Genomic DNA, 24,589 nt, shown 5'->3' with positions numbered 1-24,589 from the left:
CCTACAATAAAAGGCTCTTTGCAGTACATGTGCGGAGAATTATTCATGCTTACAATAAGCAGTTTCAAATTATAAGATATAAAAGAAAGCCATGAGTAATATACTTGCTATTGCCCTTTTCTATGCGTTATCTACAGCATAGGGCAATAAATAGTAACCGTTTTCACAAAGTTTTCATGAATACCACTGGCTTTTTTCTATTTCTGTGATAAAATACCATAGGAAATTCAAGATTTCCCGGAAGTTATACATATAACGATGGAGGTAACATATGGATTTTGATTTACTGATTGTCGGGGCCGGTCCCGGCGGTATCTTCTCTGCCTATGAGGCGATGAAACTGAACCCGGATCTGAAAATTGCATTATTTGAAACAGGAAACCCGCTGGAGAAAAGAAAATGTCCGATTGACGGGGTGAAAATTAAATCCTGCATCAACTGCAAGACCTGTGCCATTATGAATGGGTTTGGCGGAGCAGGAGCCTTTTCTGATGGAAAATATAATATCACCAACCAGTTCGGCGGAACCTTATATGAACATATCGGAAGAAAAGAAGCAATCGATCTGATGAATTATGTCGATGAGATCAATGTGGCAAACGGTGGACAGGGTACCAAGCTGTATACAAATGAAAATACACATCTGAAAAAGAAATGCATGCAGAACGATTTGCATCTGCTGGAGGCAAGCGTGCGCCATCTGGGTACTGATGTGAATTATATCGTACTGGAAAACCTGTACAATCAGCTGAAGGATAAAATCGAAATCCATTTTCATACTCATATTGATGCAGTGGAAAAGCTGGATAACGGCTATCGTCTCATCAGCAAGGATAAGAGCTTCACCGGCAGCAAGTGCATTATATCCACAGGCCGCAGCGGAAGCAAATGGATGGGAAGCATTTGTAAAAGTCTGGGAATTGCCACGAAGAGCAACCGTGTCGATATCGGTGTCCGTGTAGAGCTGCCGTACAGTATTTTTTCTGATCTGACAGATGAATTGTATGAAAGCAAGATTGTATACCGTACCACGAAGTTCCAGGACAAGGTTCGTACCTTCTGTATGAACCCGCGTGGTGTAGTCGTCAGTGAAAATACAAATGGAATCGTTACGGTGAACGGCCACAGCTATGAAGACCCTTCCCGTTATACGGAGAATACAAATTTTGCGCTGCTGGTTAGTAATCACTTTACAGAACCGTTTAAGGACAGCAACGAATATGGGGAAAGCATAGCACGTTTATCCAATATGCTGGGCGGCGGCGTCATCGTTCAGCGATTCGGTGATTTGATTCGCGGACAGAGAAGCACGGACTCCCGCATTGCGGAAAGCTTCGTCACACCAACCTTATCCGCTACCCCGGGTGATCTGAGTCTGGTGATTCCCAAACGTCAGATGGATGACATCATAGAAATGATTTATGCACTGGATAAGGTAGCGCCGGGTACGGCCAATGATGATACCCTTCTGTATGGTGTAGAGGTGAAATTCTATAATCTGGAGGTTGAAATTGATCATAATCTGGAGACCAAGCATGAAGGACTGTATGTGATTGGTGACTGCAGTGGTGTTACCCATTCCCTCTCTCATGCAAGTGCAAGCGGCGTTTATGTTGCAAGACACCTGTATAGCAGTAAGCATTAACAAAGAATCGTGAGCCTGTCAGCTGCAGGACATCACGATTCTTTTTGTTTTCTAATTACAGGCAGGCCTACTTTGCGACCTATAGCGTCTGCTCTGTTCGTTCAATGATATCATTCTGTGTCTGTCTGGATAAATCGTGGAAGAAGGCGGAATACCCGGCAACACGGACAATCAAATCCCGATGTTTCTGTGGATGCTTTTGTGCATCAATCAGCGTATCACGGGAAACCACATTATATTGTACATGATAGCCATCCAGCCGATTGAAAAACGTGCGTATCATCATAATCAGCTTTTGCTTGTTTTCCTCACTTGCCAGCATTTGCGGAGTCATTTTCTGGTTCAGCAGCACCCCACCGGTAATTTCATGTGTCCAAAGCTTGGACACTGTTTTAAAAACAGCAGTAGGTCCGTTTTTATCCATACCATGCACAGGGGAACAGCCTTCTGCCAACGGTGTTCCGGCATTTCGTCCATCCGGTGTAGCCGGCGTTGTCTTCCCCTGTCCGACATTGGCAGAGATACTGGATGTTCCGGCATAACGAATACCGCCAATCGGTCCTCTTCCATAGCGTGTATTCGGATATTTTTTTACTTCATCAATATAGACTTCATATGCATCCGCAATCAGCTGATCGACATAGTCATCATCATTTCCGTATTTGGGAGCATTTAAGAGCTGCTGCTGAACAGCCGCATGCTCCGAAGATGAAAAATCGTCCTGCAGTGCGTCCCATAGCTGCTTTGCTGTAAGCGTACGTTCTTCAAACACCAGCTTTTTCACTGCCGCCAGACTGTCTGCCAGATTGGCGATCCCCACCTGAAGGCCCGAAATAAAGTCGTAGACAGCTCCGCCTTCCTTGATAGTTTTCCCCCGTCCAATACAATCCTCAGTCAATGCACTGCATAGTATATCCGGTACATCCTGTTCCAGTACAAGATCACAACAGTTTTCAATAATAATTGAGTGCCTTGTAAATTCGCGAATGGTGATATCCCAAGCTTCCTTCAGCTGCTCATAGGAGGTCATTTCACAGAAGTGAGTAAGACCGTTCACCAGCTTCTTCTTGCTTGCCGGATCCACTCCCGCATTCATAGCAATCAGTAAGGTTTTGGGAAAATTCAGGAAGCTCATTCCGGTACAGCGATAACCCCATTTTCCAGGCACCGCAGTTTCCACGCAACCTATGGCAGAGTAATTATAGGCATCCGTTGCCTTTACACCCTTTTCGATAAAGGATGGAATAATCACTTCATCGGAATTGAAGGCAGGCATCCCGGTTCCCAGTTTAACAACCTCAATCGCTTCTTCCATGAAAGCAGCAGATATATTTCTATGATAGCGCACCGTTAAATTAGGCTGCGGCAGTCGTGTCTGTGCTACGGATTTCAATATGAGATAGGATAGCGGATTCACTGCATCCCTTCCATCCTCACGCTGCCCTCCCACTGTAACATTCTGATACAGGGGAGAGCCTGCACTGAATTGCGTATGCGACCAGCTTCTTACCTTATTGATGGTATATGTTTTCAGCCACAAATTGGTCAAAAGCTCGACGGCATGTCCCTCATTCAGGACATGCTGGTCCAGATCCTGTTGGAGATATGGATATAGATACTGATCCATACGTCCATAGGAAAGGGAATGACCATTGGACTCAATTTGTAATACCAGGTGAATCAGCCACATGGATTGAATTGCTTCATGAAAGCTGGATGCCCCCTCATACGGAACCTTATGCAGCATGTGTGCCATCCTTGTTAATTCCTGTTTTCTTTCACCTTTTGCCACTTCTGCCTGTGAACGTGCAAGCTTCGCATAGCGCTGTGCAAAGCTTCGTACAGCAGCAATGACAATCAAAATCGCTTCATAGAAATGGTATTTTGCAATACTGTCCGGCCTTGTCATATCCAGTGCCTGCTTCTCTTCCAGGGTCCTTCGCTCATAATATTTCAACCCGTTTCGCATGATCATTCCATAATCAACAGCGATATGCGCATCTCCACTTGTGATATTCCCTTCTGCCTTAATGATTCCAAGCTCATAAAAGATTTTGCTTTCCGGTGGTATCATCGCCAGCCCTTTATCCAGTGTTGTATTATGATACCAGTAAGGCGCAAGCTCTTTCAGCTCTCGCTTCGTTTCTTCATCAATTTGAAACACATCACCATCCCGATGCGCAAAGTCATCCAGCTCCCGAAGTACCCAATCCATCGCATATTCCGGGAAGATCGGTGCTGCCCGGTTTTTCTTTGCCTGATTTCCTGCAAGCAGCGTTTGCGGCTCAATGAATATCGGCATATTTTCTAAAATGTTTTTCAGCATCAAAGCACGCTTTACAAGCAGCGGCTTATCCGCATGCTCCCGGTATGCCTGCGTCGCAAGAACTGCACGAGTAGCATCAATCGAAGCCTCCGTATTTAATAGGTCATCTCTAAAGCTTTGCATTCTTTCTGTCAGTGTTCCAAAGTGTTCTCTGTTCTCCATAAGCTTTCCTCCATACCTCATATTTATTTCATTTGAAAGTAACTGTGAATATCTTCCTTTTCATATTAGCATATCCTGCATTTATGTCAAGATATTTATTTCATTTGAATCCTTTATTACTTTCATTTGAAATTTCTTTTTCACTTTTATCGTAACCTGTGCTATGATAAAAGCAAAGGAGCTGATTTTTATGTGCAAAGGCATGGTTTTCAATATACAAAAATACAGTATACACGATGGCCCCGGTATACGTACAACCGTTTTTCTGAAGGGCTGTCCGCTACGCTGCCGCTGGTGCTCCAATCCGGAATCCCAGCTTACTCAGGTACAGCTTTTCCACGATGCTGCACGCTGTATACAGGACGGCGCCTGCATCCGGACATGTCCACAGCAAGCCCTGCAGCTGATCGACAAGCGAATCAGTATCAATGAACAGCTATGCACTGGATGTCTACGCTGTACGACTGTCTGTAATGCAAAAGCCCTGTATGCACAAGGAGAATTTAAAGAGGTATCAAAGATTGTTGCATACTGTCTTCAGGACCGGGAATTTTATGAGGAATCCCAAGGTGGCGTTACCCTTTCCGGCGGTGAAGCACTGCTACAGCCGGAATTTACAAAAGCACTTGCCTTGCAGCTGAAGCAGGAAGGCATTCATATCGCGGTGGAAACAACCGGCCATGTTCCATCCGCCGTATTTCAACAGCTTGCCCCACTCTTTGACCTTTTGCTGTTTGATATCAAGCATTATGACAGAGAACAGCATTATCTCGGTACGGGAGTATACAATGATCAAATTCTTCAAAACCTTTCCTGGGCTATTCAAAGGAAGCTTTGCATTTTGCCACGCATACCTGTCATACCGGGGTTTAATGCCTCCCTACAGGATGCGAAAGGACTGGCTGCATTGCTATCATCACTTGCAATTACACGCGTACAGCTGCTTCCGTTCCATCAGCTTGGTGAGAAGAAATATGATATGCTGGATCGCAACTATGAAATGAAGCATAAAAAAGCCCTGTATCCGGAGGACCTGAAGGAGTACCAGCAGATCTTCCATAAACAGGGGATTGACTGTTTCTTTTAGGGTTCTTACTCGATTTTGGGTAAATAAAATTAAGAGAATTTAAAATCTGTTGTATTCTTCAATAAAACTGAAATCTTTTTTATACAACTTCCCTATCGTAAAAAAGAGCCTCTTTAGGAGCATATGCTCCTTTTTAATTTTTCACTTTTTTTACCTCAACACCATGCTCCATGAGAAACTGTTCACATTCCTCGGGTATATGATCATCACTGACAACCGTACGGATCTGCGCGGTGTCTATCAGCTGAACAAGTCCCTTCTGTGAAAATTTAAGAGATTCAGTAACAACAATCACATGATTTGCCTGCTGTGCCATATCCCGTACAGTTTCACTGCGCATATAATCATTTCCTGTAAAACCAGATTCCTTCGTGAATCCATCCGTACCGATAAACAGCTTATCCACATAAAACGGCTCCATGCATCTTCTCGTCATCGGGCCGACCATAACCTGTGAGCTCTGCTGATACTCGCCACCCAACAGGATGATTCGTACAGAACCCTGTTTTCGTATATACGCAGCAATAAAAGCAGAATTGGTAATCACCGTCACATCTTTTTTGGTTTTTGCAATTTCCAGAGCTACCAGTGCACAGCAGGAACCAGACTCAATCATGAGTGTCTCCCCATCCTGCACATCCTCTACCGCCAGCTGCGCGATTCTCTGTTTGATTTCATAATGATAGACGAGCCGGTTTGCCAAATCATCGCTGTCATGCAATGCCGCATATCCATGCTCTCGCAGAATCAGACCACTGCTCTCCAGCTGCATGAGATCCTTGCGAATTGTAACCTGTGAAACAGAGAGAAGCTCTGATAATCTGGTTACCTCTATCTTTTTATATTGTGAAAGAAGCTCCAGTATTTTTGTTTGTCGTTCATGCACAATCATCAACTCTTTTCTATAATAGGATAGCATAAACCGCTCAACACGACAACTTCATTCCAAACTTAAATCGGTTTCAGCGGATAATTCATTGTGGAATCCATGATTAGACGATATAATAACAAGTAGGATACATAAAATATCTGTAGCACAAGTGTACGCTACCTAGAGACTAGAGAAAATGGAGGAAATATGAACGTAAAGAAAATAACATTGCTGATGTTATCTGCAGTTATGGCTTTTTCATTCACCGGATGCTCAAAAAAGGATACCGGCGAAGAACAGAAAAAGTTCGATGAATTTATGAAGCAGGAATTCGTGGAAGCAATGGAACAAAGCTATCCGAACACGCACATTATTCTGGAGAATCCCAAGGATTATGGTGTGGATATAAGCAAGACCAAAATTCAGATCGATAAAGAGCTGAATGAAGCAACCATGAAGGAAAACAAAGCGCTGAACGAGAAATCTGCAAAGGCTTTTAAGGAGTTTGACCGTGAAGACCTGCGTGATGATCAGAAGGAAACATATGATATCTACAGCTATATGCTGGATTACACAACGGAAATGAATGATTCCAAATTCGATTATATGAGTATGCCGCTGGAGTCCATGACAGGTATGCACACACAGCTGCCAACCCTGTTCTCCGATTGGACTTTGCGCAATGAGCAGGATGTAAAGGATGTTATTACATTGATGAAATCCGTACGTCCATATATGGACAGTCTTCTTGAATACACAAAAAAGCAAGAAGAAAAAGGTACACTGATGCTGGATATTAAATCTGTAAAAGAGTATTGTGAGAAGGTTGTTAAGGAGGATGTCAACAGCAGCGTACTTACCGGTCTGAACGAAAGTATTGATAACCTGAAGCTTGGGGATGAAAAAACCAGACAGTACAAGGCAGAGCTGAAGAAAGCCTTTCAGGAGTATTTCCTTCCTGCTTACAGTGATATCATTAAAACCATGAAGGAGCTGGATTCCTCTAAAAATAATGCTATGGGACTTAGCCATATGAAGAATGGAAAAGAATACTATGAGCTTCTGTTCAAGCAGGCTACAGGTACAGACAAATCGATCGAGGATATCAAAAAAGAATTGAATAGTATGTCAAGATCATCTCTGCTTGCAGTACAGTCTGTAATTTCAAAAAACAAGAATCTGTATGATGAATATGCAAACGGAGAAATCAAAACCAAATATACGGACTTTGAAAGCATGCTGAAGGACCTTGAAAATGATTGTAAGGATGACTTCCCATCCGTAGGAGCACTGGATTATAAAATCAAGCCCATCGGTGAGGATCTTGCATCCGGCGGTGTTGCGGCTTACTTCAACATTCCTGCACTGGATGGTACAACACCAAAACAGATTCGCGTGAATATGCTGGAGGACGCACTGGATGTGCAGTCACTGGAAACCTTCTCCACCGTTGCACACGAAGGAATTCCGGGACATATGTATCAGATTGCATATGCTTACAAGAATGTGAAGGACCCATGGAGAAACAGTATGGCAAGCTTCCTTGGTTATACTGAGGGCTATGCCACCTATACAGAGCTGTATGCATTGCAGTATCTTGACGGAGTTTCTGCGGATGCTGTAAAGCTGCAACAGAACATGGTTGTCTATCAGGATTGCCTGGTCGCACTTGCTGATATCGGTATTCATTATGAAGGCTGGACAAAGGAAGACGCTGCGAAATTCCTTGAGGAAAATGGGCTTGCGGTTACAGATATCAGTGATTTCTATAACCAGCTGCAGGCAAATCCAACAGCATTCCTCTCTTATTATGTAGGATATGTTCAGCTTGCCAACCTGAAAAAGGATGCGCAGGAAGAGCTGAAGGATAATTTCAATGATAAAAAGTTCCATGAAGCAATTCTGAAAAGCGGAGCAGCACCGTTTTCTGTTGTAGAGGAAAATGTTAAGGACTATATTGAAAGCGCAAAATAGATAATCAGCTGCTGATCGAAACGTAGCTGTTAAAAAAAGACAATCCAACTTGTGATTGTCTTTTTTTGATGATCAGTGTACAGAATTGATGATTGCACGGGAAAGCAAAGGTACAATCTGATTTTTTCTGGATAATATATCCTCTTGGAAGCTATGCTCTTCTTCAAAGTGGTTCGGAAACGCTTCTGCAACTACATCTGCGATTTCTCCTGCGGCATAGAAGACAGAGCCATTCTCCAGTATACTGGTAAATGCAACAACCAGAAGATCAAGTCCTTTTTCCTGTGCGAATTTCTCCATTTCGCTTTGCAGAGTCTCTTCAATTTCCTTAGCTTCACTTACCTGATAAGCAATTACCTGTGAAATCATAACCGTTCTGCCGTCAATCTCGAATTTTTTGATATCCTGATTCAGCAGCTCACGCGGTGTCTTATTGCTGATATTGGAGCTTACCTTGAACATCTCTTTCGCAAATACATCAATATCCAGCTCTGCAACCTCTGCCAGCATTTTGGCAAGCCCTTTGTCCTTAGCCGTTGTTGTCGGCGATTTGAATTTCAGTGTATCAGAGAGTATCGCACCAAGCAGCAGACCGGCAATATCCTTTGGTATACTCATCTGATTTTCCAGATATATCGAAGTTATGATGGATGCCGTACTGCCGATGATTTCATTACGGAAGGAGATTGGACGGTTTGTGGAGATGTCACATACACGGTGATGATCCACAACCTCCAGCAAATCAGCCTTTTCTATGCTTTTCACAGATTGTGCATATTCATTGTGATCCACCAGGATGACTTTTTTATTATGCTGATTTAAAATGTGGTAGCGTGAAACATAGCCAATCAGATGGTTTTCATCATCAATTACTGGATAGCTGCGGTATCTTGATTTCAGCATTTTCTTTCCTACCTCATCAACAAATTCATTTTTGTTAAAGCTGACGAGATCGGTTTTCATAAGCAGCTTGACCGGTGGAGAAAAGAACAGATAACGAGAGGTATTCATCGTTCCATGTCCGGATAGGATGATCGGACAGTGGTATTCCTTCGCAAGTGCAATTACACTCTCTTCAATATGCTCTGTCCAAACCGCGACCAGAATTCCTGCTCCCTTGCGAATCGCTGCTTCCTGTGCTTCCGAGTCATTCCCTACAATGACAAGACGATCCTGTAATTCATAGTTGTTCAGCTTTGTTTCGGCAATCGCGATAACACTTGTCTTTCCGTTAAAATGGTATGCTTTATCCATATACACCATTTTCCCACTCACTGTTTTCGCAATATATTCCGGTGGTGTTTCCTGCAGCAGCTGAATGGCAACAGCAGTATCTCCTAAACCAACCGTAGCAAGGTCTGATTTGGTAACCATCCCCATCAGTTTCCCCTGTGCGTTGATAACACCATAGGACTGCTTGTTCTGTTCGCTCATCAGCTCCAGTGTTTCCATAATGGTCGTCTGCGGACTGATTGCCAGTGGGCCATCAATGTCGATTTCATCCAGAGTGGCGCGCGCATCCTCGAACAGCATAGGCAAATCCATGTGGAAGCGTTCAAGCAAATATTCTGTTTCTGCATTCACCGGACCAAGGCGGCAGGCAATCGCATGAAAGCCCTGACGCTGCTTCAGTTTCGCATAAGCGATGGCGGATGCGATGGAATCCGTATCCGGATGCCTGTGACCGGTGATATAAATCTTTTCCTTGTTCAGCATAAGCTCCTCCTTTTCTATTACATTCATCCCTGACGTTATGATTATAAAACAGATTGGCGTAAATTCCTATAGAAAATCATTCACTTTTGTCAATGCTGCTTATATTATGGATGAATATAGATGAAAAAGAAATTAAAATGCCTGAATTTAGGGGAAGGCTTAACTGACGATTTTACTTTATATACCTATTTTCCTACCGTTATATCATATCCTTTTTCACATGAGGCATGAAGTGCTGTAAAATATCACCTCCTATGTCTTAACGAACCAATAGCAGCAATTACATGCACCGCTGCTAATCAGTAGGAGGCGAACAATAAAGCTTTTGAATCATTGGGATTTACGTCTTCCTTATTCGCTTTTCATACTTGTATTCTAAAGCGGGCAAGAGCCTCTGAACATTTCCCTTAATTTATTTAGAAAACGAAGACTTACTTCTTTTGTATAAATATAAAAGAGCTTAAAAATACTGTTTCCAATTACCGTATACATTCTCCGTTAGATGCTATCACTGCTTTATACCAGTCAAATGATTTCTTCTTTGTTCTTTTCAAGCTACCGACACCATGATCATCCATATCAACATGAATAAAACCATATCTTTTTTTCATCTCACCAGTCCCGCCTGAAACGATATCAATGCATCCCCATGCAGTATATCCCATAACATCTATTCCATCATACTCAATAGCGTCCATCAGGCTCTTAAGGTGTTCTTTAAAATAATAAATTCTATAATCATCTTCAACTGTTTTAACCCCATCTATATCCACGACTTCATCCACAGCACCTAAACCATTTTCAACAATGAAAATCGGTTTTTGATATCTATCATAGATTTGATTTAATGCGATTCTAAGGCCTAAAGGATCTATTTGCCAACCCCACTCACTTGCTTCTAAATATGGATTCTTAACGAGCTGTATAAGGTTTCCACCTGTTGTCTCAGCATTTTCACGTATTGTGACTACACCACTGTGATAATAAGAAATAGAAATAAAATCCACTACACCTTTTTTTAAATCCGTATCATCCGTATTTTCTTTATTTATTACAATTCCTTTTCTGATAAATTCATTTAATTTATATTTGGGATAATATCCCCTGCATTGTACATCGGAGAAGAAAAATTCATTATTCATCTCCTGATATGTTTTTAATACGTTTTTAGGATTGCAATCCTCCGGATATGAAATCGGCATTGAAAACATCATTCCGATTTTCTTTTGCGGATAGTTCGCATGACACCACTGCACAACTCTTGCACTCGCTATAAAAACATGATGTAAAGCTTGATACCGGGTTTGCTCATCCATACTTGATATTCCAAGAGTATGCCAGCTAAACATAAAATTGATTTCATTAAATGTAATCCAATACTTAACATAGCTTGCGTATTTCTTTATTACTGTTTTACAGTATTTTTCAAAATACTCAATTGTTTTTCTCGACTTCCAGCCCTCTATCGAATTTGCTAAATACAATGGCATATCAAAATGATTCAAAGTAACAATTGGTTCAATGTTATATTTTAATAATTCTTTAAATACATTTTCATAGAACAGTAATCCTTCTTCATTTGGTTTTTCTTCATCACCTTTAGGAAAAATTCTAGTCCAGCTTATCGACATCCTGTAACATTTAAAGCCCAGCTCTGCGAATAATGCAATATCCTCTTTATAATGATTGTAAAAATCTGTTGCCTGATGACTTGGGTAATAAGCACCATCTGCAATACAGCCTTTTGCACCATTTGGAAGAGAGGAATTTCTTGGTATCCATACGATTTTATTATCTACTTTACAGGATATCCTTCTTATGTTTTTAAAGCTTCCACTGCCCATACAGTCAAAGGTATTAGGGCCGCGACCTCCCTTATTATAACCTCCTTCATATTGATTTGCAGCAGTTGCTCCACCCCATAAAAAATCCTTATTCATAATTCCCTCCAATCTCTCGCTGCGCGCGAGCAAAAATTTTTACATTATCCGTATTCAACATTTATTCTCTTTCATGCTTTTTCTTCATCTTCAAATAAACAACTTCCGTTTGTTTTAATAACTCGCTTATACCAGTAGAATGATTTCTTTTTATATCTTTCATATGAGCCATTCCCATAATCATCCGCATCCACATAGACGAATCCGTAGCGTTTACTCATTTGTTTTGTAGATTCTGAAATTAAATCAATACACCCCCAGGATGTATACCCCATCAATTCTACTCCATCTTCATAAATCGCTTTATACATCTGTTTAAAATGTTCTTCGTAATATGAGATTCTATAATCATCGACTACCGTCTTTACGCCATCCACAATAACCAGTTCATCTTTCGCACCTAACCCGTTTTCGACGATAAATAAAGGTTTTCTATATCGATCGTACAAATCAATCAGAGAAATTCTTAAACCGATCGGATCTAATTGCCATCCCCACTCACTTGATTCCAAATATGGGTTTTTCAAAGCAAGAACAGTATTTCCGGCAGTTACATTTAAGCCTGATTCATCCTCTGCCACACAGCTTGACATATAATATGAAAAAGATACAAAGTCCACCACGTTCTCTTTTATAAGTTCAAGATCGCCTTCTTCCATTTTTATATTTAATCCTTGCTTGCGAAACATGCTTAACAGATAAGCTGGATATTCACCAAATACCTGCACATCAGTATAGCAATAAATCGACCTCATTTTCAGTTGTGTCTTCAAAACATCTTCAGGCTTACATGTATATGGATAATAAGTTAGTTTTGTAAGCATACAGCCTACTTTTGAATCAGGAATAATCTCATGACATATCTTTGTGGCAATAGCACTTGCTACAAACTGATGGTGCATTGCTTGAAATATCACTTCATCCCAATTCTTCCCCTTAAATCTGTCTTTCACCAGACCACCTGTGGTGTAGGGATGGCGTATCATACTATCAACTTCATTAAACGTAATCCAATACCTCACCTTTTCTTTATATCTTTTGCAAATGGTTTCTACATATTTGGAAAAGAAATCAATTGTTTTACGATTATACCAGCAATCGTATTTTAAAACCAGATGCAATGGTGGTTCATAATGTGACATGGTAACTAATGGTTCTATTCCATACTTTTTACATTCATCAAAAATATTATCATAAAATTGCAGGCCTTCTTCATTGGGATATTCATCATCTCCATTCGGAAAAATACGTGACCATGAAATGCTCATCCTATAGACTTTAAAGCCCATCTCTTTCAGCAATCGTATATCCTCTTTATAGTTATAATAAAATTTACTGGCTTCTCGCTTGGGATAGTTCATCAGGTCCTTCGGATGGGCCAGCGCTTCATAAATATCCTCACTGCTAATTTCAGTATGTGCTTTGTAATTTTTCACATCAACATGAAATTTTGCTTTTACTACATCACTTACAGACCAGCCTTTTCCTCCTTGAAGAAAGCCGCCTTCAAACTGATTGGCTGCTGTTGCGCCTCCCCATAAGAAATTTTTCGGAAATTGTTTCATTTTGTTCTCCTTTATTTAAAAGGAAGATAGTCGCCTATCTTCACTGATTATTCTTCGTCAAAACCAATAAGCCACGTTGCGATAAACCCAAATACGACTGCCAATACTGCACATAAACAGGCTAGATAGAAGTTTGTCATGGAATCCCCGCCCATATATAAAGCCATTGTAAATACTGTACTAGGTCCTCCTGCATAACACTTCACATGAAACAGTCCTAATGCAATTCCAGAAAGACCGGCACCTATGATGGCGCCAATAAATGGTTTTCTCAATCTTAATAAAGTACCATATAAAGCAGGCTCCGTAACAGAGAGTAATGCAGTTACTCCAGCGGTGATACTTGATGATTTGTTTTCTAATTTACGTGCTTTAAAGCCCACAGCGAGTGCCGCGCCAGCCATTGCAAAATTCCCGGCTAATGCTTTTGCGGATAAAATGGAGTAGCCGTATAAAGCTGTTTCTGAAATGAATATAGGAGTTAAAACAGTATGGACACCAAACATAACCAAAATCGGATGCAGTGCTGATAAGATTCCCATACTGAAACCACCGAAGCCTGATATCCAGATACAGAATTCCCCTAAAAGATTGCCGACAATAGCACCTAAAGGTCCTATTACAAAAACTGTAACGATAAATGTTAAGATTCCCAAAACAAACGGTTTGAAAGCCGCCTTGGCTTCATTAGGAATATAACACGTTATCTTTTTATCTATAATAGCCATGATCGGTACCATACATAGAGCCGGAACAATATTGGAAGCATAATTTACTGTCATTAAATCAATTCCAAACAAGGATAAGCCCTCTACACCTGTGATTGCTTCACTGGATAGTACCAATATAATGAATGCAGCTAAATATTCATTTGTTTTCAGTCTTTTTGCAGCACCGAAAGCAACCATTACCGGCAAATACGTAAAGCCTAAGCTTTGCAATTGGTTAAAAATCAGATAGGTAGGCGATTCATTGCTTAACCATCCAAACTGGACAAACAGTGTTAAAAATGCACTTGTGAATCCTGCAGTTATAAGAACAGATAAGGCAGGTGCGATGGAACCGGAGACATAGCTTAGCACTGTATTGAATAATGACTTTTTTTCTTCCTTGCTTTCTTTCTCCACCGTTTTTTCATCAATATCCTTCATTGGACACAACAAATTGATTTGATCATAAAGATTATCAACCTCAGGCCCGATAACCAGCTGGTATTGCCCGGCCTTATTGACAATCCCCTGAACTTCAGGTAGTGCTTTGATTGCATCCTCATGAACCTTTCCAGTATCTGCTAATACAAATCTCAGTCTGGTCATGCAGTGCGTATGCGATGTAATATTCTCTTTACCACCGACGAATTTAATAATACTCTCAGCTATTTCTTTGTAATTTTTCATGTAATTTCCTCCAATAGTAATCAATTAAAATGGTTTGGCCTCATAAAGTAACCCCCATTTATCGTTTACAATTCTCACCTCCGATTTTATATTAACCCGACTACTTAAGTAATCGAGAAATATGAATTGCTAGATAAACACATTCTCTTTCATCTATATCAACCTTCATCTTTTCTTGTATCTTATTTTTAATAACCATAGCGCATTCATACTCTTCCGTATATTCTTCTTTCATGAAGAGCAGCATTTTCATATCATCATTTGATAATAATGTATTTTGAATCATACGCTTCGCAAAGAACTGCAAATGTGTAATAAACCTTTGAAAATCCAAGCTCTCATTTTTCAGGCTTATTTTAAAATGCTTTTCTATAATCTTTACACTTGTATCAATAATAGCCGTCGCCTTGTATGCATCCTTGATATCCAAATCCATTTCCGAATTCACAATGTGCAGAGTAATATAACACGCCTCATTGATATCAACTTTTATGTTGAATTTTTCATTCATCATCTTCCAAACTTCTACAGCAATCTCATACTCTTCCTGATAAAGATATTTTATATCCCACAATAATTCGCTTTTTAAAGATATACCGGTGCGATATCTTTCTATAGTTGTAGAAAGATGATCGACTAAAGGTAATAAAATCCTTTTACTGACTTTTTTTGAACATCTCGAAGTAATAAAGTCACATATTTCAATTCCGAATTCGATAATGTCATAAGGAATTTCATCAATCATTAGAGAAAAACTATTTTTCTCTTTTTCATCGTTAAGCATAAAGGTTTTTATAATTTTGTTATCATCTATATGATCTCCCTTTTTGCCATTAAATCCAATACCTTTCCCTATGACAACAGTCTCTTTCCCTTTTTTATTCTTCGTGATGACAACATTATTATTTATAATTTGTTCTATTTTCATATATTTACCTATTAAATAATTGATATTATTTCATCTTTCCTATATTTATATCCCAATGATTTTTTTAATTCTTTTGTATCGTTATTCAAAATCATGAAGATAATATCAGTATCATAACCTTTCTCAGCTACTTTTTTATAATCATAATCAATTAGCAATGTATCATAATCAATTTGATCTCCAGCTTTAACAAAGCATTCAAAGCCTTCTCCTTGTAATTCAACTGTATCTACACCTAAATGCAGCATAAATTCTAAATCATCACATTTGATTCCCAAGGCGTGCTTCGTTGGAAAAACCATAGCAACCTTCCCCTTCACGGGAGAATAGATATGTTTATCTTTTGGTTCAATGCATACTCCATCACCTAGCATTTTTTGTGAAAAGGATGGGTCACTTGATTCCTCAATATCTTTTACATAGCCATTTACAGGGCTTAATATTTTCATGTTCTTCTCCTCTCATATAAAACAAAACACCTGCTACAAAAAAATGTAACAGGTGTTGCTCTTTCGATAACAAGCCCTTTATCAATTAACAATATATCACAATTAAAATTTTAATGCAATAGCTTTTAATTTTTTACTTACACTAAACTATCACACGTTAACATAAATGATTTATAACGTTGTGGGATAGGTGATAAGAAAGAAAACATAACGTATAAAGTATAGCACGGAAATGCTTGTTGTGATTTCAAATAACTTTTAGATTAAAAGCAATCGCCTATTGCATTTTCAATTATATATACTACTATATATATAAGTATGAAAGATGTGAGGAGATGCTGGTATGAAAAAACGGTTCCTAAAGAAAACAACAGCTTTGCTGAGAGCTTATGAAAGCCACTAGATTTGTATATATCTGTATATCTTTTCTGCTCATGCTTTCCGTTTCTATGTTTTTATCACTGATCACGTGCAGGAACGGTGAGCTGGATGACATATATCAGATACACGCGGGCTACAAACTTCTGCGAATCCGTGAAGCAGATACCACACAGCCACTTTCGGGGAAACAGCTGTATGCTTCTATCAGAAATTTGCTGAATGAGGATACGGATCTACTGCTTCTTGATACTATTGATGATATCGGTTTGGGAATGTATGATCCCTCGTACAAGCTAATAGAGTCATACGGACTCCCTAAGGATGCCCCCAAAGCAAATTGCTTTTTTTCCGAAAAGCGTTATTCCTATACATTGAATTCTACATATCTATCAAAGCATCCGGAATTATATAAAAAAGAAACAGGCACAGTTCTTGGAACGGTGAAGGAAATCCCCAATGATCATTATCTCATATATAATCTGTTCTCCTACTCCAAGCTTCAGGGAGATCTCATTGTCAAGGGTTCAGATGAGCTTTTGAATATGATACGGCAGAATCTGGATATACATCATTATGAGTACACTGAAGAAACCTTTTCCTATTGGAATAGATTATCCGGCATCATCAACAATCCATTTTTTGCCTATATGCTGTTTTCCTATGTATTTGTTTTTATCGGTCTCAGCTATTTCATTTATCACTCCTTTGCATGTAGGAAAAAAATATTCTTTATAAAGCAGGTACTGGGGGCATCCAGAAAAGCAATATTATTAGAAAATCTACGTGAAATCCTCTTTTTAAGCCTTATCGGCTGTATCCCTGCACTTCTATTTCATCATTGGATTATACAACAGCTGCAGCTGACTTTTATCCGCGAAAGCATCTGGATTGACTTCTTAGCAATGTTGTTTTCCTTGCTGTTCCTAACAGCGGCATGTACGCTAATCCTTAACAGAAACCTTGATAAGGAGGGCTACCTTTATGAATAAGCAAATTCACTTTGCATTAAAGGATATTAGAAATCATAAGCTGCGCTCCTTCACTACTGCATTATTTGTAATTATGATTGCAATTTGCTGCGGTATCTTCAGCACTCAGATTTCAAACAGCTATCATGAGTATCAGTTTTGTAATCATATACAAAAAGCTTCACCGATACAATTTTCTTCCTTTCAGCTGGATGATAGTGAAAGCAACAAGGATACTCTGCAATATCTTTCCGCAGCTCTTCAATACAACGGGAATGCTTATTCTTATATATCCGATTACTTTGATGAAGACGGAAATGAATATTTTATAGCCTTTGGTTCCTTTCCGGCTTTCTTTGATCTCACTGGAGAAGATATAAGCTCCATCGGTGTACTTGTTGGTAACGATAAGCAAACTGCTCAGAAAAGCTATCCCTTTCATGGAAAAAAATTCCGGTTATCGACAAGCTAAAGCAAGGAAGCAGCTATCTGGATAATGGTATGGGAAGGATGCTTCTGGATGACAAGCTGGTACTGATTTGTGATTTCAATTCTTTTCACGCGATGGACAGCAGCTATGATATGGAAATACTGGATCATCTGACGATTACAAAAAACCAGAACGCAGAAATAAATCAATTACTTACTTCTCTTCCTGAATCCAGAACCATGGTCCCGCAAAGCAATCTGGTTAAAAACCGTCTCTATCAAAGTACCTATCAGGAGAACCTGTATTTTCTGCTTTATTATGTTGCCATGTTTCTGCTTTGTATAATCTTTCTCTTTTATATACTAAAGCTATTGATTCAAAATAATAGAAAGGAATATACAATTCACTTGATTTACGGCGCCTGTAGAAAGGATATATGGCTTCGTCTATATTGGTACATAACCTTCTTGTTTGGACTTCCCTTCCTTCTGCTTTTTATTCTCAGTGCACAAGGTCTGTCCATCATGCTGCTTCTAATGATTGCGGTTATTTTACTGCTCGTTCAGGGGGGAATTTGTTATCTTGGCATCCGCTCCATCGAGCTTGAGCATTTACTTATTGAAATACGCGATAACTGAAAGGAAAGATATTTATGGTACTCATACATTGTGAAGATTTAACAAAAAGGTTTCATCAGGGAAAACAGGTAATTACAGCAGTTAATCATGTCAGCATGGATATCTGTTCGCATCAGATAACTGCGATTTGCGGTCCCAGCGGATGCGGAAAATCAACCCTGCTTCACATGCTTGGTCTGCTTATGAAGCCGGATGAAGGAAAAATAATCATAAACGGACAGGAGGTGAAAGAAGGAAAAAATCTTCCGGCAATACGCAATGAAAGCTTCGGATATATATTTCAGGAATATGCTCTGATGGAACAGGACACTGTACTGGATAATATTACATTGCCATTCGTATATAGTAAGAAAAAGATTCCGGAAGCAGAACAGCAAACGATATTATCATCTGTGAGCAAAACACTGGGAATTCAGCAGCTTTTAAAGAAAAAAGCCCATGATCTTTCCGGTGGAGAACGGCAAAGAACTGCAATCGCAAGAGCCTTAGTCAATAATCCAGCGATCCTGCTTGCGGATGAACCCACTGGAGCACTTGATATCGAAAATTCTGAACGTGTTTTCCAGATACTGTTGGATTTAAGAAAGCAGGATAAGGCGATTGTCTTTGTGACTCATAATATGGAATTGGCAAAGCGCTGCGATATTATCTATACCATGAAGGATGGAAGCATAGAAAGTATGCATGCCGATTAGCTGCTTTATCACACCCTGTTCGACCATTTATTCCCGTTGATCTGCCATTCAATACCATATACTGGTTATCTCATTCAGAAAGCTATAGTATGAAGAAAACAGAGGCATAGTTTATCTTTTCCATATGCTGAAGGTATGCACTTTTTGTTATTTCTCAGGTTTTGCAATCACAGGATGTAGTTACAAGCGTTTTACCGGCACAAGAAAAAGGAGGAAGCTGTATGAAGCTGAAAAAATGGCATGTATGTTTAGCGATTGTATGCATTTTATGCGTTGGCTATGTAATGTATATTATGAATCCGGAATTTGATGATTTAAAAAGATTTGTCAACCCTATTTATGAAGGTGAAGCATCCTATAGAGTGATAAATGAAGATAACGAGGATGTTACAGAAACCTTCATCAAGGACACAGAAACCTATCATACCTTCAAGCTATATGGAAAAATCAGAGATTATATATCGAATAACAAGCTTACACTTTCCAAGGACTCCTGATTTTTCAGAACAGCAACACAGGTCACCCTTTATAAGAGAATCACCTTTTAAAGCTATCTTTCGCATTTAAGGTTTCATGTCTGCTTAAGAATATAAAGATTCACCGAATTTCTGTTCGTATAAAGAAAGGAAAGATGCAGACAGTAGTTCATATTTTGTAAGTCGAATAATGAGAGGGAAAGGTGTTTATATGTTTTTTGTAGAAGGAGAATTAGAATCAATATTTCAATTTCTTATGTTTCTTCCACTTCTCTTTAAGATTCCGATCTATGCCTCTGCATTTTCAAGATTAAAATCAAATTCAACGATCGGTTTTCATAAGATATATTTAGTTCTTATAAATTTTATATCTAATTTTTGATTATCCGTATAAACACTATACTTTCAAATATTTTGAAGTATAGAAAAGCACTCATTTTACCACGAATTTACCATAATTAAACGAGCCTTGATATGACTATAAATAACACTAAAAAGACCTCACACCTAAACGGTGTCTTTTTTAAAAGCAGTCAATCATAAGACCAACTGCTTTGTAAATATAGATATTAAATTGTTAAGCTGAGATTTTACTTAGATTTATCTTTCACTGGTTTGCTATTTTCATCATTTTCTCCTTCAAGCCATGCCATTATGCCAAAGTTACAAAATGGATAAATTATTACTTCTTTATAAACTTCTTGCTCACAACGAGGGCAGATGACATATTCTTCACCTTTTACATTTTTTAATTACCGAAATGCCCTTTTTTATTTGCAAATTACATGTCTTATAGCTTACCATGTTTTTCGTATCTTGCGACTCTTGATATTTTGTTATCCTCATCTACAAATACTACTTTAGGTGGATTTTTCTTTACCTCTTCTGGAGTCATCTGTGCATAGCACATTATGATTATCTTATCACCTGTCTGAACACATCTTGCAGCAGCTCCATTGAGACATATCATTCCGCTGCCTCTTTCTCCTGCAATTGTGTATGTCTCAAATCTGTTCCCATTATTTATATCTACGATACTTACCTTTTCATACTCCAAAATTCCGGCACTGTCAAGTAAGTCTTCGTCTACAGTGATGCTTCCTACATAATCAAGTTCTGCTTGAACTACTGTAGCTCTGTGTATCTTCCCCTTTAACATTTCAAATGTCATATTTAACCCCCGTTTAACCTTCGTAAATAAAGTTGTCAATCAATCTGGTTTTGCCGATATAAACTGCCATGGCAACTAGTACTGGTGCTGTCATCTCCTTGACCGGTTTAACTGAAACAGCGTCTACAGCCTGAACATAATCTATTTTCGCCATAGGCTCAGTTTCAATAAGCTTAATCATTTCTGATACAATTTTATCTGTATCTTTTTCTCCTGCTTTTGCCATATCTTCTCCGAGCTTAACTGCTTTGCTTAAAATTAGTGCCGCCTTTCTCTCATCTTTGCTTAGATATGTATTTCTTGAACTCTTTGCAAGACCATCCTCTTCTCTAACTATAGGGCAGCCCACAATTTCGATATCAAAGTTCAAATCTCTAACCATTCTTTTTATAATCGCAAGCTGCTGTGCATCCTTTTGACCAAAGTAAGCTCTGTCGGGATTTACAATATTAAAAAGTTTAGATACTACTGTGCCTACACCCCTGAAATGTATTGGTCGTGATTTTCCACAAAGTTCCTCTGAAAGACTTTCTATGTTTACATATGTTGAAAAATCGTCAAAATACATATTTTCCGGCTCAGGATTAAATATTAAATTAGCACCTGCCTCCTCACATAGCATAGTATCCCTTTCCAAATCCCTCGGATAGCTTTCCAAATCTTCCCCTACTCCAAATTGAGTCGGATTTACAAAATCACTGACAACAACTCTATCGTTTTCTGAAACAGCCCTTGTAATTAAACTCTTATGTCCTTCGTGCAAAAATCCCATAGTAGGAACAAGACCTACTGTAAGACCTTCTTTCTTCCATTCTTTGACTATAACTCTCACTTCATCTACGGTTTTTACTATTTTCATCGTTCTATCTCCTAATATAACTTGTTAATTACATCTTCTGAAATTTTAAATGTGTGTTCAGGTGCTGGAAAGCTTCCCTGTTTAGTTTCTTCTATATATGCAGCAAAGGCTTCTTTCATTACATCTCCTACCTTTGCGAATTGTTTTACGAATTTAGGTGTAAAGTCAGAGACCATTCCAAGCATGTCCTGATAAACGAGAATCTGTCCATCGCAGCCAGATCCTGCACCTATTCCTATTGTAGGAATATTAATGCTTTCAGAAATAATTTCCGCTAATTTTGCAGGTACGCATTCCAAAACAATCGCAAATGCTCCTGCTTCTTCAACAGCTTTTGCCTCTTCAATGAGTTTCTTTGCTCCCTCTTCACTTTTTCCCTGAACTTTAAAGCCTCCAAAAACGTTCACTGACTGAGGTGTAAGTCCAATATGTGCCATAACAGGAATTGAAGCAGCTGTAATAGCTTTAATCTGTGGACAAACAGAGGCTCCACCTTCTAGCTTTACTGCTTGACATCTTCCTTCTTTCATAAGTCTTCCTGCGTTATACATGGCCTCTTCAACTGAAACTTGATATGACATAAACGGCATATCTCCAACTACTAAGGCATCTTTGGCACCTCTTGTAACTGCTCTTGTATGGTGAATCATATCTTCCATTGTTACCGGCAAAGTATTTTCGTATCCGAGCATAACCATGCCAAGAGAATCTCCAACGAGAATACCGTTAATACCTGACTGATCCATCAATTTAGCTGTCGAATAGTCATAGGCTGTCAGCATTGTAATCTTATCGCCCTTAACCTTCTGTTCTTTAAAAGTGGATACTGTGTTTTTCATTTTTAATTACCTCCGTCATCTTCAAATAGTCACTGTCTAAATGTTTTTCCTGTGCAATACTGAGAAGCTTTTCTGAAAGCAAAAGATATATCATCTCATATCCCACCTTTTCCTCAGACTCGTTTATCCATGCTGCCTTAATAGCTTCAATGTGTTTTGTGATAGTCGACAAATCATTTCGCTCAACAGGACCTGTGAGGGCAGCCGCAACCCCTTTTTCTGCCAATGTGTCGGCATTTCCAGTAAACAAAGGCACTAAGGCTTTCTTTGCATCTTTTTTATCAAAGCCGCATTTTACAAGCATTTCAGCCCCCACTTGAAAAAGTCCGTTTACGAGATTGCTTACAACTACTGCACCGCAGTGGTAAAGAGATTTATTTTCCGCTCCCATTGCGATTACCTTATTTCCTGCTCGCTCAAAGATACTCTTAATCTCATCTAGATTCTCTGCCGAACCCTCCACAGTAAAATAAGCCTTATTCAAGTGTTTCCATGATTCGCACTTATCACTTATTGCATATAGGGGATGTACCGAATAGATATTTGCACCGAGGTTTTCACCATCAAAAAAAACAGTTGATGAAATCGAACCGCTGCAATGACAAATATTTTTATTTTTAATATCCAGATTCTTCATATAATCCCATACTTTGCTTATCTGTCCATCAGGCACAGTAATAAACAGGGTATCACTGTCACTTAAGATATTCTCTATACTCTTATATAGTTTTGTGTTAGTAAAATCTGCTGCTGATTTAGCTGATTCCGGTGATTTGCTGAAGTAACCCGTAATCTCTACGCCGTTTTCCTTCAGGTATTTTCCAAGGGAAAATCCTACTTTCCCCGCTCCGATAAATCCTGCTCTCATATCGATCACTCCTTTCTGGGAAGTGACAATCATGAAAATCTGCATGGATGAGGTCTCGTTCAAACTGATATAATCCTCATGGTTTAAAAATAAAAAATATGTGGTATAGTTTCTGTTCGAATACTATCTACCCATTACTATAGCACCTATTTAAGTGATTGTACAGAGAAAAAAATAAGGCACCACTCTAACTAATTTATCATTAAAGTGATGCTAATATAAATCGTGTTATTTAGCTTTTCTGTATTTAATCATTTTCACAATCTGAATTATCAAAGTCGGGATAAAAATATAAAGCATGACAAAACACTTCTTCATTTTTCGCTTGATTACCCACCACAGAAAAGAAAGAACCCTGTAAAGAGCCTTACCACCATTGGTGGTGCTTTGCACTCTTGATTGGGCTTTTTGTTTGCTGTATCTTTCATGCAAGAGGAAAATTAAAGTCCTCTATTCCATTTCTCTTTTAGATAATCTTCATAGTCCGTTTCATTAAAATCTAATTGTGGCGAAGTGTTGGGAATGTTGTTTCTGTTGTCTATATCTGCAAGCTGACGGAATATCCAATCATCATAAGGGTCGTGATATTTATACTCTTTGGGCTGTTCTCTGTATCGGTCTAACCCTCGCATTTCCTTATGTACTTTCATCATGCGTTCCAATTTCTGACGCTGTATCAACTGCTTGATTTCCATAAGTTCTTCCAACTCTACTACCTCACTAGAAAGATAATTGCTAATGTATCTAATCAATGTAGTTTCCATGTAAAATCTACATTCTTTTTCGTCATTGAAAAATTCATTTTCAGACAAATAATCTAAGGAAACATTAAAATCCTGTTCTCGTTTGATAACGTCCATGATATATGGCTCGGTGTGGTCAATATATTTCCATTCCCCCGACAATAATTCATTCGGTGTTACTCCCAGCACGTCCATTATCTTTTCCAATGTATCAAAGGTAGGATAATTCACACCTCGTTCAATCTTGGAAAGGCTCTGCATATTGATACCGATTTTATTGGCAAGTTCCTGTTGTTTCATTCCCCTGTGTTTTCTTATGATTTGTATGTTTTCTCCTAAGAAACTGATTTTCTTTTCATAATACTCCATAACTTAGTATAACCGCTCCTTTCGTTGCTTTTATTGTCATTTATAAGCATATCATACTTAATATATATCGAAAAGTCAATCGAAACTTCTTG

At 38.9% G+C, this 24,589-nt stretch carries 21 protein-coding genes; 8 read left to right on the top strand and 13 right to left on the bottom strand.

Going from position 1 to position 24,589, the window contains the following annotated elements:
• The first annotated feature begins 271 nt into the window (after nucleotides 1-271).
• Entirely contained in the window at nucleotides 272-1,645 is a 1,374-nt protein-coding gene (locus NE665_RS09280) for an NAD(P)/FAD-dependent oxidoreductase (RefSeq protein WP_117441900.1), read from the top strand.
• A 79-nt stretch (nucleotides 1,646-1,724) separates the two neighbouring features.
• Here the strand turns inward: NE665_RS09280 and NE665_RS09275 are convergent, their stop codons facing one another.
• Entirely contained in the window at nucleotides 1,725-4,133 is a 2,409-nt protein-coding gene (locus tag NE665_RS09275) for a glycyl radical protein (RefSeq protein WP_178759907.1), read from the bottom strand.
• 190 nt (nucleotides 4,134-4,323) lie between these two features.
• Between NE665_RS09275 and NE665_RS09270 the strand changes: the two genes are divergently transcribed.
• Nucleotides 4,324-5,220, top strand: a complete 897-nt coding sequence (locus NE665_RS09270) for a glycyl-radical enzyme activating protein (RefSeq protein WP_178759906.1) — start codon at nucleotides 4,324-4,326, stop codon at nucleotides 5,218-5,220.
• A gap of 133 nt (nucleotides 5,221-5,353) precedes the next feature.
• Here the strand turns inward: NE665_RS09270 and NE665_RS09265 are convergent, their stop codons facing one another.
• Entirely contained in the window at nucleotides 5,354-6,106 is a 753-nt protein-coding gene (locus NE665_RS09265; protein ID WP_256302533.1) for a DeoR/GlpR family DNA-binding transcription regulator, read from the bottom strand.
• Between the two features lie 192 nt (nucleotides 6,107-6,298).
• Here NE665_RS09265 and NE665_RS09260 point away from each other — a divergent pair, with 192 nt between their 5' ends.
• Nucleotides 6,299-8,065 carry a DUF885 domain-containing protein gene (locus NE665_RS09260; protein ID WP_178759905.1) on the top strand — a complete coding sequence of 589 codons (1,767 nt, stop codon included), beginning with the start codon at nucleotides 6,299-6,301 and terminating at the stop codon, nucleotides 8,063-8,065.
• Nucleotides 8,066-8,137: 72 nt separating this feature from the next.
• Here NE665_RS09260 and NE665_RS09255 read toward each other — a convergent pair whose 3' ends face one another.
• The 6 genes from NE665_RS09255 to NE665_RS09230 form a co-directional block, all read right to left on the bottom strand.
• Nucleotides 8,138-9,781: a putative manganese-dependent inorganic diphosphatase gene (locus NE665_RS09255; protein ID WP_117441905.1), complete on the bottom strand. Its 1,644-nt coding sequence runs from the start codon at nucleotides 9,779-9,781 to the stop codon at nucleotides 8,138-8,140.
• Nucleotides 9,782-10,260: 479 nt separating this feature from the next.
• Nucleotides 10,261-11,721, bottom strand: a complete 1,461-nt coding sequence (locus NE665_RS09250) for a glycoside hydrolase family 1 protein (RefSeq protein WP_178759904.1) — start codon at nucleotides 11,719-11,721, stop codon at nucleotides 10,261-10,263.
• 71 nt (nucleotides 11,722-11,792) lie between these two features.
• The gene (locus NE665_RS09245; RefSeq protein WP_178759903.1) at nucleotides 11,793-13,286 is read right to left on the bottom strand and encodes a family 1 glycosylhydrolase; all 1,494 of its coding nucleotides are present in this window, start codon (nucleotides 13,284-13,286) and stop codon (nucleotides 11,793-11,795) included.
• A 47-nt stretch (nucleotides 13,287-13,333) separates the two neighbouring features.
• Nucleotides 13,334-14,683 carry a PTS transporter subunit EIIC gene (locus tag NE665_RS09240; protein WP_178759902.1) on the bottom strand — a complete coding sequence of 450 codons (1,350 nt, stop codon included), beginning with the start codon at nucleotides 14,681-14,683 and terminating at the stop codon, nucleotides 13,334-13,336.
• A 100-nt stretch (nucleotides 14,684-14,783) separates the two neighbouring features.
• Complete coding sequence (locus NE665_RS09235; protein WP_178759901.1) at nucleotides 14,784-15,611, bottom strand: PRD domain-containing protein; 828 nt, start codon at nucleotides 15,609-15,611, stop codon at nucleotides 14,784-14,786.
• 11 nt (nucleotides 15,612-15,622) lie between these two features.
• Nucleotides 15,623-16,060 (bottom strand): PTS glucose transporter subunit IIA, encoded by a 438-nt coding sequence (locus NE665_RS09230; protein WP_178759900.1) that lies wholly within the window; start codon nucleotides 16,058-16,060, stop codon nucleotides 15,623-15,625.
• 389 nt (nucleotides 16,061-16,449) lie between these two features.
• On the opposite strand from NE665_RS09230, the gene NE665_RS09225 reads away from it, so the two are divergent.
• The 5 genes from NE665_RS09225 (at nucleotide 16,450) to NE665_RS09205 (ending at nucleotide 19,669) form a co-directional block, all read left to right on the top strand.
• A complete protein-coding gene (locus NE665_RS09225) occupies nucleotides 16,450-17,430 on the top strand; it encodes an ABC transporter permease (protein WP_178759899.1) in 981 nt (326 codons plus the stop codon).
• On the top strand, nucleotides 17,423-17,881 hold the full coding sequence (locus tag NE665_RS09220) for a hypothetical protein (protein ID WP_233104695.1): 459 nt from the start codon (nucleotides 17,423-17,425) through the stop codon (nucleotides 17,879-17,881). Before NE665_RS09225 ends, NE665_RS09220 begins: the two co-directional genes overlap by 8 nt.
• A gap of 29 nt (nucleotides 17,882-17,910) precedes the next feature.
• Nucleotides 17,911-18,477, top strand: coding sequence for a hypothetical protein (locus NE665_RS09215; RefSeq protein WP_178759898.1), 567 nt, complete (start codon nucleotides 17,911-17,913; stop codon nucleotides 18,475-18,477).
• 14 nt (nucleotides 18,478-18,491) lie between these two features.
• Nucleotides 18,492-19,172: an ABC transporter ATP-binding protein gene (locus NE665_RS09210; RefSeq protein WP_178759897.1), complete on the top strand. Its 681-nt coding sequence runs from the start codon at nucleotides 18,492-18,494 to the stop codon at nucleotides 19,170-19,172.
• 221 nt (nucleotides 19,173-19,393) lie between these two features.
• Nucleotides 19,394-19,669, top strand: a complete 276-nt coding sequence (locus tag NE665_RS09205; protein WP_178759896.1) for a hypothetical protein — start codon at nucleotides 19,394-19,396, stop codon at nucleotides 19,667-19,669.
• A 769-nt stretch (nucleotides 19,670-20,438) separates the two neighbouring features.
• Here NE665_RS09205 and panD read toward each other — a convergent pair.
• The 5 genes from panD to NE665_RS09180 all read right to left on the bottom strand — a co-directional run bounded on the left by panD (nucleotide 20,439) and on the right by NE665_RS09180 (nucleotide 24,497).
• Complete coding sequence (gene panD, locus NE665_RS09200; RefSeq protein ID WP_004847071.1) at nucleotides 20,439-20,819, bottom strand: aspartate 1-decarboxylase; 381 nt, start codon at nucleotides 20,817-20,819, stop codon at nucleotides 20,439-20,441.
• 13 nt (nucleotides 20,820-20,832) lie between these two features.
• Complete coding sequence (panC, locus tag NE665_RS09195; RefSeq protein WP_004847070.1) at nucleotides 20,833-21,678, bottom strand: pantoate--beta-alanine ligase; 846 nt, start codon at nucleotides 21,676-21,678, stop codon at nucleotides 20,833-20,835.
• Nucleotides 21,679-21,689: 11 nt separating this feature from the next.
• Nucleotides 21,690-22,517, bottom strand: a complete 828-nt coding sequence (gene panB / locus NE665_RS09190) for a 3-methyl-2-oxobutanoate hydroxymethyltransferase (protein ID WP_004847068.1) — start codon at nucleotides 22,515-22,517, stop codon at nucleotides 21,690-21,692.
• Nucleotides 22,492-23,385 carry a Rossmann-like and DUF2520 domain-containing protein gene (locus NE665_RS09185; RefSeq protein WP_009306604.1) on the bottom strand — a complete coding sequence of 298 codons (894 nt, stop codon included), beginning with the start codon at nucleotides 23,383-23,385 and terminating at the stop codon, nucleotides 22,492-22,494. The genes panB and NE665_RS09185 overlap by 26 nt, the downstream gene beginning before the upstream one ends.
• A 440-nt stretch (nucleotides 23,386-23,825) precedes the next feature.
• The gene (locus tag NE665_RS09180; protein WP_004847061.1) at nucleotides 23,826-24,497 is read right to left on the bottom strand and encodes a helix-turn-helix transcriptional regulator; all 672 of its coding nucleotides are present in this window, start codon (nucleotides 24,495-24,497) and stop codon (nucleotides 23,826-23,828) included.
• Nucleotides 24,498-24,589: the final 92 nt, after the last annotated feature.

Origin of the sequence: Clostridium sp. DFI.1.208, from assembly GCF_024463855.1 — a bacterium.
In the GTDB taxonomy this organism is placed as follows: domain Bacteria; phylum Bacillota_I; class Bacilli_A; order Erysipelotrichales; family Erysipelotrichaceae; genus Clostridium_AQ.
Note: the sequence above shows the minus strand (reverse complement) of the source record. Positions and strands in the feature narration are given on the sequence as shown.

Bases quoted from the DNA above. Each gene is read 5' to 3' on its own strand.
- NE665_RS09280 (WP_117441900.1), top strand. From the start codon at position 272: ATGGATTTTGATTTACTGATTGTCGGGGCCGGTCCCGGCGGTATCTTC.
- NE665_RS09275 (WP_178759907.1), bottom strand. From the start codon at position 4,133: ATGGAGAACAGAGAACACTTTGGAACACTGACAGAAAGAATGCAAAGC.
- NE665_RS09270 (WP_178759906.1), top strand. From the start codon at position 4,324: ATGTGCAAAGGCATGGTTTTCAATATACAAAAATACAGTATACACGAT.
- NE665_RS09260 (WP_178759905.1), top strand. From the start codon at position 6,299: ATGAACGTAAAGAAAATAACATTGCTGATGTTATCTGCAGTTATGGCT.
- NE665_RS09255 (WP_117441905.1), bottom strand. From the start codon at position 9,781: ATGCTGAACAAGGAAAAGATTTATATCACCGGTCACAGGCATCCGGAT.
- NE665_RS09250 (WP_178759904.1), bottom strand. From the start codon at position 11,721: ATGAATAAGGATTTTTTATGGGGTGGAGCAACTGCTGCAAATCAATAT.
- NE665_RS09245 (WP_178759903.1), bottom strand. From the start codon at position 13,286: ATGAAACAATTTCCGAAAAATTTCTTATGGGGAGGCGCAACAGCAGCC.
- NE665_RS09240 (WP_178759902.1), bottom strand. From the start codon at position 14,683: ATGAAAAATTACAAAGAAATAGCTGAGAGTATTATTAAATTCGTCGGT.
- NE665_RS09235 (WP_178759901.1), bottom strand. From the start codon at position 15,611: ATGAAAATAGAACAAATTATAAATAATAATGTTGTCATCACGAAGAAT.
- NE665_RS09230 (WP_178759900.1), bottom strand. From the start codon at position 16,060: ATGAAAATATTAAGCCCTGTAAATGGCTATGTAAAAGATATTGAGGAA.
- NE665_RS09225 (WP_178759899.1), top strand. From the start codon at position 16,450: ATGAAAGCCACTAGATTTGTATATATCTGTATATCTTTTCTGCTCATG.
- NE665_RS09220 (WP_233104695.1), top strand. From the start codon at position 17,423: ATGAATAAGCAAATTCACTTTGCATTAAAGGATATTAGAAATCATAAG.
- NE665_RS09215 (WP_178759898.1), top strand. From the start codon at position 17,911: ATGGGAAGGATGCTTCTGGATGACAAGCTGGTACTGATTTGTGATTTC.
- NE665_RS09210 (WP_178759897.1), top strand. From the start codon at position 18,492: ATGGTACTCATACATTGTGAAGATTTAACAAAAAGGTTTCATCAGGGA.
- NE665_RS09205 (WP_178759896.1), top strand. From the start codon at position 19,394: ATGAAGCTGAAAAAATGGCATGTATGTTTAGCGATTGTATGCATTTTA.
- panD (WP_004847071.1), bottom strand. From the start codon at position 20,819: ATGACATTTGAAATGTTAAAGGGGAAGATACACAGAGCTACAGTAGTT.
- panC (WP_004847070.1), bottom strand. From the start codon at position 21,678: ATGAAAATAGTAAAAACCGTAGATGAAGTGAGAGTTATAGTCAAAGAA.
- panB (WP_004847068.1), bottom strand. From the start codon at position 22,517: ATGAAAAACACAGTATCCACTTTTAAAGAACAGAAGGTTAAGGGCGAT.
- NE665_RS09185 (WP_009306604.1), bottom strand. From the start codon at position 23,385: ATGAGAGCAGGATTTATCGGAGCGGGGAAAGTAGGATTTTCCCTTGGA.
- NE665_RS09180 (WP_004847061.1), bottom strand. From the start codon at position 24,497: ATGGAGTATTATGAAAAGAAAATCAGTTTCTTAGGAGAAAACATACAA.